General features: G+C 67.9%; 7 protein-coding genes and 3 pseudogenes. 3 read left to right on the top strand and 7 right to left on the bottom strand.

Annotation, left to right across the window (positions count from 1 at the left end):
- Positions 1-26: 26 nt before the first annotated feature.
- The 4 genes from sbnB to ACIHCM_RS35935 all read right to left on the bottom strand — a co-directional run bounded on the left by sbnB (position 27) and on the right by ACIHCM_RS35935 (position 5,009).
- On the bottom strand, positions 27-1,085 hold the full coding sequence (gene sbnB, locus ACIHCM_RS35950; protein ID WP_399905757.1) for a 2,3-diaminopropionate biosynthesis protein SbnB: 1,059 nt from the start codon (positions 1,083-1,085) through the stop codon (positions 27-29).
- Positions 1,082-2,053, bottom strand: a complete 972-nt coding sequence (sbnA, locus tag ACIHCM_RS35945) for a 2,3-diaminopropionate biosynthesis protein SbnA (RefSeq protein ID WP_399905755.1) — start codon at positions 2,051-2,053, stop codon at positions 1,082-1,084. The genes sbnB and sbnA overlap by 4 nt, the downstream gene beginning before the upstream one ends.
- A gap of 206 nt (positions 2,054-2,259) precedes the next feature.
- A complete protein-coding gene (locus tag ACIHCM_RS35940) occupies positions 2,260-3,156 on the bottom strand; it encodes a BTAD domain-containing putative transcriptional regulator (protein ID WP_399905753.1) in 897 nt (298 codons plus the stop codon).
- Positions 3,157-3,800: 644 nt separating this feature from the next.
- Positions 3,801-5,009 carry an MFS transporter gene (locus ACIHCM_RS35935; protein WP_399905750.1) on the bottom strand — a complete coding sequence of 403 codons (1,209 nt, stop codon included), beginning with the start codon at positions 5,007-5,009 and terminating at the stop codon, positions 3,801-3,803.
- A gap of 54 nt (positions 5,010-5,063) precedes the next feature.
- Here ACIHCM_RS35935 and ACIHCM_RS35930 point away from each other — a divergent pair, with 54 nt between their 5' ends.
- From ACIHCM_RS35930 to ACIHCM_RS35920, 3 genes and pseudogenes are all read left to right on the top strand, one after another.
- Complete coding sequence (locus ACIHCM_RS35930; RefSeq protein ID WP_399905747.1) at positions 5,064-5,804, top strand: AraC family transcriptional regulator; 741 nt, start codon at positions 5,064-5,066, stop codon at positions 5,802-5,804.
- A gap of 42 nt (positions 5,805-5,846) precedes the next feature.
- Positions 5,847-6,467, top strand: a pseudogene (locus ACIHCM_RS35925) (ATP/GTP-binding protein); the annotation flags it as partial.
- Between the two features lie 368 nt (positions 6,468-6,835).
- Entirely contained in the window at positions 6,836-7,831 is a 996-nt protein-coding gene (locus tag ACIHCM_RS35920; RefSeq protein WP_399905744.1) for an NAD(P)H-dependent flavin oxidoreductase, read from the top strand.
- Between the two features lie 143 nt (positions 7,832-7,974).
- Here the strand turns inward: ACIHCM_RS35920 and ACIHCM_RS35915 are convergent.
- The 3 genes and pseudogenes from ACIHCM_RS35915 to ACIHCM_RS35905 all read right to left on the bottom strand — a co-directional run.
- Positions 7,975-8,169 (bottom strand): annotated as a pseudogene (locus tag ACIHCM_RS35915) (transposase family protein); the annotation flags it as partial.
- Between the two features lie 94 nt (positions 8,170-8,263).
- Positions 8,264-9,067, bottom strand: a complete 804-nt coding sequence (locus ACIHCM_RS35910) for a class I SAM-dependent methyltransferase (RefSeq protein ID WP_399905741.1) — start codon at positions 9,065-9,067, stop codon at positions 8,264-8,266.
- A gap of 391 nt (positions 9,068-9,458) precedes the next feature.
- A pseudogene (locus ACIHCM_RS35905) lies at positions 9,459-10,701 on the bottom strand (IS256 family transposase).
- Positions 10,702-10,861: the final 160 nt, after the last annotated feature.

Genomic DNA, 10,861 nt, shown 5'->3' with positions numbered 1-10,861 from the left:
CGTTGCGGTGCGTGGGGGAAGGGATGTCATCGCCGGATCCCTTCCGGGAGCGGGGCGCTGTGCCTGTCGAGGTCGTGGAAGAACCCTTCGACCGGCCTCAGCAGGCCGCTCTCCTCGGCACGGAGGCGCACATGCTCCCCGACCGTCAGGTCCAGGACACCGAGCCCGAACGGGGAGAAGACCACCGTGCGGTCGGCCGGTGTCTTCAGCGCCCCGGTCAGCACGTCGTACAGGGTGCCGTCCAGGAAGTCCCTCCCGCCGGTGCGCTGTTCGGCCAGGTGGACCGAGGTGTCGGCCTTGAGGACGTGCTCGACGTCGTCCACCACGTTGCAGCTGTCCAGGACGACATCAGTGCCCAGGTCGCGCAGGGACAGGTGCAGCACCAGCGGGTGGTGGGCGAACCAGGCAGGTTCGAGCAGATGCGGCGTGGCCGCGGTGGTCGCGCAGACGACGACGTCGCTGGAGCGGACCAGTTCCTCGGCGGAGTCCAGCACATGGACCGGCGTGCCGGCCGTTGTCCTCAGGTACTCGGCGAACTGGCCCGCGTACACGGCGGACAGGTCGTGGACGGCGTACTCGGCCGGGGCCCGGCCCAGCGCGGTCAGGTATGCGTGCACGTAGCGGGCGATGAGGCCGGTCCCGAGGTAGCCGACGCGCCGGGGTGCGGGCCGGTTCTCGCCGAGGGCGCGGGCCGCGACGGCAGCGGAAGCGGCCGTCCGCACGGCGCTGATGATCGAGCTCTCCAGGCAGGCGTACGGATATCCGGTCTCGGGGTCGTTCAGGATCAGGACCGCGGAGGCGCGGGGTAAGCCACGGTCGAGGTTGGAGGGGAAGCTGGAGATCCACTTGATGCCGTCGACCGGCCGGCTACCGCCGACCGAGGCGGGCAGGGCGATGATGCGGGCCGTGGATCGGCCGGGGAACCTCAGGAAGTACGACGGCGGGTTCACCGTACGGCCCTCTCCGTGCAGGCGGTAGGCGCTCTCCACGAGGTCGATGACCTCCGTCTGCCGTCCGTCGAGCACCTCGTGCACGATGTTCCCCGGGACCACGCAGAACTGGGGGGCTGTGGTCTGCTCGATCACGATGTCTCCAGAATCTTGTGCAGGTCGTCCTGGCCGTAGTGACGGCCGACCCAGGTGTCGTTGTAGATCGTGCTGATGTAGCGCTCTCCCAGGTCCGGTGCGATGGCCACGGCCGTGCGCGTGGCACCGCCGTGGTGGGCGAACCACTGGGCGGCGGCAGTGATCACCGTGCCGGAGGAGCCTCCGAGGAGGAGTCCGCGGGCGGCGAGCCTGCGGCAGGTGTGGATGGTGTCGACCTCATGGATGCGGATGACCTCGTCGACGAGGACCGGGTCGATCAGCGGCATCGGCGCGCTGGCACCGAGTCCGGGGATGTGCCTCGGGCCGGGGACGCCGGCGAAGCTCACCGAGCCCACGCTGTCGACGGCGATGATGCGGGTTTCCGGCCGGTGCTCACGGAAGTACCGGGCGCAGCCCATCAGGGTCCCCCCGGTTCCCGTGCCGATGAACAGGGTGTCGAGGTCGGGGAAGTCCTTCGCCAGCAGGGCGGCGGTGTTCTCGTAGTGCGCGATCCAGTTCGCCGGGTTCTCGTACTGGTTGAGCCAGATGTGCCGCGGATCACGCGCGCAGGTCTCGCGGACGTAGGCCTTGCGGGCGCCGAGGTAGCTGCCGGAGGCGTCGGGCTGGTCCACGGTGACGACCTCCGCGCCGAGGGTCCGGATCAGCGCCACCGTGGCCGGGTTGCAGTGCGGGTCGGTGACGCAGACGAACTTCAGGCCCTTGGAGGCCGCGATGACGGCGAGGGCCACACCGAGATTGCCCGAGGAGGACTCGATCAGGATTGAGTCCGTCCCCATCAGCCCGTCGCGCTGGGCCTCCTCGACCATCCGGACGGCAGGCTGGATCTTGATGGAGCCAGCGAAGTTGAACCCTTCGCACTTGAGGTGAAGGGGAAGCCCCAGGCTGGCTCGCAGATCGATGTACACGTCGCCGTCGAGGAGTTCGTGCGCCGCGGAGATGACGGTCATGACGTCCCTTCGAACGGACGGGGCTCGGTCGGCAAGGACCGGGCACGGGCTGATGCCTCGCTTCTGCACTTCAACCGTCGCACCGGCCTGTCGAGATCTATGACGAGAAACGCTCAAGAGCCAGGTGGGGCCGGAGGCGGGCACGCGTATACGAAGGGGCCTGCCCTTATGAGGGCAGGCCCCAGCGTGCGAGGGGGGAGGATTTCCTACTTCGCCGCGACCGGTTCTCCCATCGCGGCGAAAGTGAGTGACGTGTGCGCGGCTTTATGCGAGTCGAGTATCGTGCGCTGCAGTTGCTGCAGTGGATAACCCGGTTCGATTCCGATCTCGTCTATCAGCCGGGTACGCAGGCGCACGAATATCTCGAGAGCCGCCGCACGGCGCCCGTTGAGTGCCAGAGCGCGCATGTACTGGGCGTGCAGACCCTCGTGATAGGGGTGCTCGCTGGTGAGAGCGGCGAGCTCGGCGATCACCTCGTGATGAAGGCCGGCCTCGATGCGGGCGTCGATCAGCGTCTCGATCGTGTCGAGCCGTGACTCTTCCAGCATCAGCCTGCGCGACTCAAGCAAAGCTCCGTTGGGAACGTCCGTGAGGACGCTGCCGCGCCATGTGCCCAGCGCCTGTTCCAGTTCCCGGATACCGGTGTGGCTGTCACCGGTCCGCAGGCTCCGGCGGCCCTGGTCGGCCAGTCGCATGAACTCCAGCCAGTCCAGCCGCAGATCGGAACTGTGCAGGCAGTAGCCGTTGTCCCGGGTGGACAGCAGCTGGTCCGCGACGTCCACGGGCTTGAGCCCCGTGAGCCTGGAGAGCTCCTTACGGATGCTGAGGACGTACGTCTGCAGGGTGCGCAGTGCGGTGACGGGCGGCTGTTCGGACCATAATTCGCGGATCAGCACGGCGGCCGACACGAACTGGTCAGGGTGAATGGCCAGCACGGCCAGTACCGTCCGTATTTTGGGCGCGATGCTTATTGGTTCCTTCGCATCATCGGCGTGAAGGCGCAAAGGACCCAGCACTCCGAGCCGCACGCGGGCCGGCCCTCGAGTGTCCACTGGCTTGGCGGCACCGTACATCTGTCCTGCCGCACACATGCTGACGCGCATACTGTTCCTCCAGGTCGTGGAGTGCTCCTCGGTTGCCGCGCATATGCATGGCAACCATGCGTCAACATACGTACCGAAAGTTCGGCGTAGCCAGATGTAGATCAAGTCATCTGGCCGTTTCTCACTCTCCGCCCGAATGGCTGGAAAATCATGTGCAGTACCTTTATGAGGACATGAAAGGGCGATGACTCCGCACTGCCCGAAGCTTCCCGGAGTCATCAGCGCTTGTTTTTCGTCAACTCACCCTGCGATCAGCTGCCTTCTCTCTCGAATGGTGAGACTTCAACAGAGGAGAATTTCAGGTTTCTTTACTTGTGCAGCCGAATGGACGTCGTGCCGAAACAGGGGGTTGTCGTGCCGTTCATGGCCTTCGCTCGCCGCGGTCCTGCGCGCCGGGCCCGTCACCGTCCGGAAGGTCAGCGAGCGCGGCCACCTCGCCGCGGCAGAGCACCACGATGGCGTCGCAGCTGCACTTGCAGTACTCGACCTCGCCACTTGACGTCGAATGGGCGGACAACAGCTTCCAGGTCGGTGTGTTCGCGGTGGCCGTACAGCCCCAGGCGACCAGCGGACATCCCTCCGTGGCTGACCGGAGCACAGGATCATCTGTCTCCGTAACCGGCCTCAGTGGATGTGCCAGCTCCTCAGCGGAGATCGGGCTGGACGGAAGAGGGTTCGGCATGGGCGTCTGCTCCCTTCGGTGCCGTGTCCTCGGACACCGGCACGGCAGGTTCGGGCAGGGTCTTGAACAGCAGCCAGGCGAGGACAGGCATCAGGATCAGGGGGGCCAGGGCGGTCTGCAGCGAAGTCCTGTCGGCGATGGTGCCGATGACCGGGCTGATCAGGCCGCCGATACTCACGGTCAGACCGAGCGTGATTCCACTGGCGGTGCCCATCCGCGAGGGCAGGTAGTCCTGGCCCAGGGTGACCTGGAGCGAGAACGGGATGTACAGACCTGCCGAGGTGAGGATGACGAACAGGTAGAAGGCCGGGCCGGCGACGAAGACCAGGCCGGCGATCGACCCGGCGGTCAGCAGGTACGACCAGCGCGAGACCCGGACCCGGTCCCAGCGGCCTGCCAGCGCACCGCCGAGGACGCTGCCCACCGCCCCTCCCAGGTACAGCAGGAACAGCGCGGCCGTGCCGGCGGCCCTGCTGCCGTCCATACGCTCGGTGGCGTACAGCGAGATGAACGTGCCCAGGCCGATGAACGCGATGGAGCGGCACACCACGGCCAGGGAGAGCCGGACGAACGACGCGGTGTCGTCCCGGCCGGTCGCAGGGGCCTTGGCGGTGTCGGACAGCCGGGTCTCCAGGGCGCGCAGCACGGGCAGGCACAGCGCGGCACCGACAACGGCCGGCAGCAGGAGCAACGGTGTCAGCCGCAGTCCGCCGGCGGCGACCACGACTGCGACCGTGAGCGGGGCCAGCGCGAAGCCGAGGTTGCCGCCGAGCGAGAACCACCCCATGGCGCTGTGGCTGCCGCCGCCGGCGACCCTGGCCACCCGCGCGGACTCCGGGTGATAGGCCGCCACTCCGATCCCGGAGACCGCGACGACCGCGAGTGTGACGGCGTAGGAGTCGCTCACCCCGCTCAGGGCGATGCCCAGGCCCGCGAGCAGGGTGCTGACCGGGAGCAGCCAGCGTATGGCCCGGCGGTCGGTGAGCACGCCGAAGAGCGGTTGGGCCACCGAGGACAGGAGCGAGGCCGCGAGCACGATGCCCGAGGCGGCCGCGTAGCTGTAGGCGCGCTCGGCGACGAAATAGGGCACGAGGGCGGCGACGGCCCCCTGATAGACGTCGACACAGCCGTGCCCGACGGACAGCAGGGTGATCGAGAGGTTTCTTCTCACCTCGTCATCCTGCGCGGCACTTTGCGCGTCGCGCTTCCGATAAGCTGCCAGATAATGACGGAAGTCCGCCACACGCCCGTGGCCCCCACCCGCACCCAGCGACTGGCCTCCGGTGGGGAGATCGACGCGCACCGGCACGACGACCATCAGATCGTCTACGCGGGCCGGGGCGTGCTGACCGTCACCACCAGCGCGGGTTCCTGGGTCGCCCCGGCGACTCGCGCCATCTGGGTCCCGGCCGGCACCGTCCACGCCCATCAGGCGCACGGTGATCTCGAACTGCATCTGGTGGGACTACCCCCGCGAGAGGACCCGCTGCGTCTGGACGGCCCCACCGTGCTGGCGGTGAGCCCGCTGTTGCGCGAGCTGATCATCACCTATACGCGCACTGAGGACGGCGACAGCCCGGAGCGGACGAGACTGCGCGGGGTACTTCTCGACCAGCTACGCATCTCGGTGCAGCAGCCCCTGCACCTGCCGACCCCGAGCAGCCCACTGCTGCGAACGGTCTGTGACCTCCTGCGCACCGACCCGTCGGACAACCGCACACTCGCCGAACTGGGCCGAGAGGCTGGAGCGAGCGACCGGACACTCTCACGCCTGTTCAGCAAGGAGCTGGGGATGACCTTCCCCCAGTGGCGCACCCAGCTGCGCCTCCACCGCGCCTTGGTCCTGCTGGCCGAGCAGACACCGGTGACCAAGGTGGCGAACCAGTGCGGCTGGTCGTCCACCAGCGCCTTCATCGACGTGTTCCGGCGCGCATTCGGTCATACGCCGGGTACGCATTCGCGGTAACCATGTGCCTGGCCTCGCTTGTACGTCGGGGCGTCGACCAAGCGGGCCGCTCCCGTAGCGCGCCGCGAGGTGACCTCCTGCCGCGAGCAGGCCTTCCGGGTGGAGTCCGCGCTCGCCGGCGGCGTCGCGTTGCGTCCGGCCCGCCCGGCGAACATCGTGTGGATGATTCAGCACGCCCTCCACCGAGGCCTTGCCGAGCCGCTGCTGACCGAGGCGGAGACCAGCGATATGCACGGCGGGCGCTCAGGGCACAGATCCTGCACTCCCCCAGCTACGCCGGCCTCGGGCAAGGCCGTCTGCAGGTGGGCGGCGTCGATCCCGCGCTCGGCAACGCGTACGACCTGGCCGGCACAGACCGGCTCGCGCGCTCGGGCCGCAACGCCTGGTGGCGGTGCAGGCATCGCCGCCGCTGCGTCGGCGGTGTCTGCAGGTGGAGTGCGACGCCGATGTCGGCTATCAGGCGCAGTTGGCGCTGGCGGAACGCCCACTCGCGGTCAGCCCAGGACGCCGCGGATCTCTTCGCCCAGCTGGATACCTTGGACTTCCCGTCGACTACACCGTCGACCTCACCCTTGTGCCCGCGGTAAGGCCCGCGACCAGGTGCGGCGCAAGAAGAACGAACTGGTCAGCCAGGCCGACCAGTACGACGCCCGGCGGGCCGGCTGCGGCACGCGCTGCCGCCGGTGTCGTACGAGGCAGGGCCGGTGAACTGGGCACGCCCGGCGGGCCTGTGGGGCACGGACGCCCCGGTCTGGGTCGCCTGACGAGAACTGGCCGAGCGATGCTCCCGTCAGACCGATGCGGCCCACGGCTGTCTGGCTCTGGATGAAGGGGGCCGCTCGATGCCCATGCCGGCCACGCGCTCGCGGACGGAGGGAAGGATCGGACGGAGTGCTCGATCTCCGTTGGCGGCACAGGAGGCTTCCGAAACCGCCGCGAGCTCCGCGCCTGGCGGCTCGGAGTGGTGCTCCTGGGGACCGCGTTGCCTCGAGCCCGGTCCTTGCCGCTGGTGCCGGAGGAATGATGTGGTCATGGCCTTGTCGACCGAGCTCACGGAGTTGCTGGGCGTGCGGCACCCGATCGTGCTGGCACCGATGGGCGGATCGGCCGGAGGTGCGCTTGCATCGGCTGTCTCCCGAGCAGGCGGCCTCGGACTGCTGGGCGGTGGGTACGGGGACCGGGCTTGGCTGGAGCGAGAGCTGCCGATCGTCGCAGAGGGAACCGACCAGCCTTGGGGAGTGGGCTTTCTGAGCTGGGCGATCAATGCTGACGCGGTGGAGCAGGCGCTGGAGTTCGGCCCTGCGGCAGTGATGCTGTCCTTCGGCGATCCCAGCCCCTTCGTCGACCGGATCCGCCGGTCGGGCGCGGTGCTGATCGTGCAGGTCACCGATCTTGACGAGGCCAGGCAGGCCGTGGACGTGGGCGCCGATGTCATCGTGGCGCAGGGAACCGAGAGCGGTGGTCACGGTGCCCGCCGCGGGCGCTCCACGCTCCCGTTCGTGCCGCTCGTGGTGGACCTCGCGGCACCCGTACCGGTCCTGGCAGCGGGCGGGATCGCCGACGGCCGCGGCGTCGCCGCAGCCCTGGCCCTGGGTTCCGCCGGAGCTCTCATCGGCACCCGCTTCCAGGCCACGGCCGAGGCCCTGGTCGCCCCCTCCATCAGCCAGGCGCTCCTCGAAGGACGCGGACAGGACACCGAACGCAGCACCGTGCTGGACATCGCCCGGGGCGCGGACTGGCCGACCGGGAAGTACACCGCCCGTACTCTCGCCCACCCCTATCTCGAACGTTGGCGTGGTCGGGAGGCCGAGTTGGCCGGCGATTCCCAGGTACGTCAGGACTACCAGGCCGACGTGGCACAAGGAGCGATTCCGCCTCTGCCGGTCTGGGCGGGCGAGGCAGTCGACCTCATCACCGATCTACCTGGCGCCGCCGACCTCGTCACTGCGCTGGCTGCCCAGGCGGAGGATGCGCTGACCAGGGCCGGAAGGCGTCGGCCGAACAATGGGCCACGAACCCACAGCTAGTGCGCTGAGCTGACCACGGTCGCCTTCAGCCACCGCCGACAGCCGGTGAGGCCCGATGCTCACAGGTCGCCATCGCGACCGCGGGCGCCAGGGGCTGCCCCATCGGTTGTGCGAAGTGGTCAGGAGTGCAGCTGTTTCCAACCTCAGCTTGAGCAGGTCAGATGCAAGGTGAGGACGGCCTGAACCAGGCTGGTGATGCAAGTCGTGGAACATCGCAGCTTCGCGCAGGAGCCCGCCAGGTCTTGAGGGTGGCCATGGCCTGCTCGACGAGCGCACGGATCCTCGCATGCGAGCGGTTGACAGCCTGCTGAACCTGCGGAAAGCGTCTCCCAGCGACCGCAGCAACCGCTTCAAGCGCTCAACACTGCGCGAAGAACCCGCTGCAGGCGGTCGCGAGCCGGCAGGTCGGCAACGACAACGAGGAAAGGCGGATCAGCGCGCCGGCTCAGACGTGCCTCGCGCCTGGTCGCGGCTGGCGACCACCAGGTATCCATCGCTCTCGGGGTCGAAGGTGGTGGACTGCACCGTGAGCCCAACGCTCCGCAATTGCGCCACGAGGTCCTCGTACCGGTAGGGCCAGATGGACAACCGCTCCGAGCAGGCTCGCACTACCCCATCCGGCTCGATCTGGGCGACCACGATCTCAAGGAAGTGTTCCTGCTCCCATCGCTGTTCGATCTGCCAGTAGTAGCTGACGACCGCATCGCGGTCGTTGCGGCGGATGAGTCGATCGCGGACGTCTACCCGTGAGCCGGCGGAACGCACCAGCTCCCAGTTGCGTGACGTGAGCACGAGGCGTCCGCCCGGACTCAGCAGCCGCGACATCGCTTCCAGTGCGGTCAGGCACCCGGCTGCGCCCTCAGCGTGCCCGAGCGAGTTGCCGACGCAGAACACCAGATCGAACGTGGAGTCCTCCAGGTGGTCGGGCAGCTCGTCCCAGCTCGCGCGGAGGGCTCGAAGCGAGACACCCTGCTCGTCGGCGGCCTTCTCGGTCCGGCGAACCATCCCATTGCTGGCGTCTGCCGCGACCACGTCAAGGCCAAGACTCGCAAGACCGACGGCGAGCTGGCCGGTTCCACACGCGCAGTCAAGGGCGCGCGCGTTGGGCGGCAGAGAGCCCACGACATCGCTGTAGTAGACCGCGGCTGCCTTGGCGGGGGTCAACCTGTCGTCCCCGATCAGCCACTCGTATACGTCGGAAAGCGCCCCATAACCAGCCACCGCGATAACCTCCATCACTCGACGGCACGCGGGCTAGACCGCGCCTGCGATGCGGACCTTGCGCCTCGCACTGTGCCCGTCAGCGAAGCATTGAGCAGGACCCAACCACTTCCGGCCGCTGAGACTCCACCGGATTTCGTGGGAAACCGACGCAGGTCCCCACTCCACCGGCGCCCCATCGGCCACGATGGGGACCGCAGCCGGCAAGCGCGCGTTCACTGCGGAACGCTTTAGGACAGCCATCCAAACTGATTGCCGAAACGCCGCGTCCGGATGAAGGACCGCCAGCGACCGCCTCTACTGCCAAGTATCCCGACGACGTCCACCGGTTTTTCCTATTTGGTCTTGTCGGTGGGCTTCGACAATAGGGTCTGTCCAGCCGACGGTGTAACTCGGGTGGTGTGAGTTAGCGGCGGCCGACGGAGAGTCGGCCGTCGAAGGCGATGTCGAAAGCCTGCAGGGCCAGCTTCCAGCGCATGGTCCAGCGTTTGCGTCTCTGGCCGGTGGGGTCGAGGCTCATGACGCCCATGTAGACACATTTGAGGGCTGCAGCCTCGTTCGGGAAGTGCGCGCGGGCCCGGACGGCTTTCCGTATGCGAGCGTTTACCGACTTGATCGCGTTGGTGGTGCAGACGACGCGGCGGATCTCAGTGTCGAACTGGAGGAAGGGCACGAACTCGGCCCAGGCGTTCTCCCGAAGCCGCACGATCGCGGGATACTTGGCGCCCCATTCCTCCTGGAACTCCAGGAACCGGTCTTCCGCCGCGCTCGCGGTCGGAGCCGTGCAGACGGGCTTGAGCGCGCGGGAGATCTTGTCCCAGTCCTGGCGGCCCTGCGTAGCGGAACGAGGCCCGGATCAGGTGGACCACACAGGTCTGGGTGACCGCCTGGGGCCAGACGGCCGAGATGGAGTCGGGCAGGCCCTTGAGCCCGTCGCAGACGACCATGCACACGTCCTCGACGCCGCGGTTCTTGATCTCGGTCAGGACCTGGAGCCAGTACTTGGCGCCCTCGCCGCCGTCGCCGGCCCACAGGCCGAGGATGTCGCGGGTGCCGTCCACTGTGACCGCCAGGGCGACGTAGATCGGCCGGTTCGCCACCTGCCCGTCGCGTACCTTCACGTGCACACAGTCGATGAAGATCACCGGGGAGACCGGGTCCAGCGGCCGGTTCTGCCACTCGGCCATCCCGTCCATGACCTTGTCGATGATGGTCGAGATGGTCTGCTTGGACACGCTCGCACCGTAGACCTCGGCCAGGTGGGCGGAGATGTCACCGTGCGTCAGGCCACGTGCGGACAGCGACAGGACCATCTCGTCGACGCCGGTCAGGCGCCTCTGCCGTTTCTTGACGATCTGCGGCTCGAAGCTGCCGTCGCGGTCACGTGGCACCTTGATCTGAACCGGGCCGATGTCGGTCAGCACGGTCTTGGACCGGGTGCCGTTGCGGCTGTTGCCGCTGCCGGCACCGGCCGGGTCGTGCTTCTCGTAGCCGAGGTGGTCGGTGATCTCGCCTTCGAGCGCGGACTCCAGCACGCGTTTGGTCAGTTGCTGCAGCAGGCCGCCCTCACCGGTCAGCTGCAGGCCGCTCGCGCAGGCCCGGTCGACCAACTGCCCGATCAATTGCTCGTCCAGCACGTCCGCCGCCAACTCGGCCGGCCGGACCTCTTCAACCGCCTCGGCAGAGACAAGTCACGTCGCTCATCAGGTGCTACTTCCATGATCGGAAGTTACACCGAAGACCGTACAGACCCGCCCATGGCCGACTCGGTCAGCGCCTACCAGCCGACATAGCCGAAGCAGTGCAGCA

It is taken from the genome of Streptomyces sp. NPDC052023, from assembly GCF_044548465.1.
GTDB lineage: Bacteria > Actinomycetota > Actinomycetes > Streptomycetales > Streptomycetaceae > Streptomyces.
This window is presented reverse-complemented; position numbering and strand designations above follow the sequence as displayed.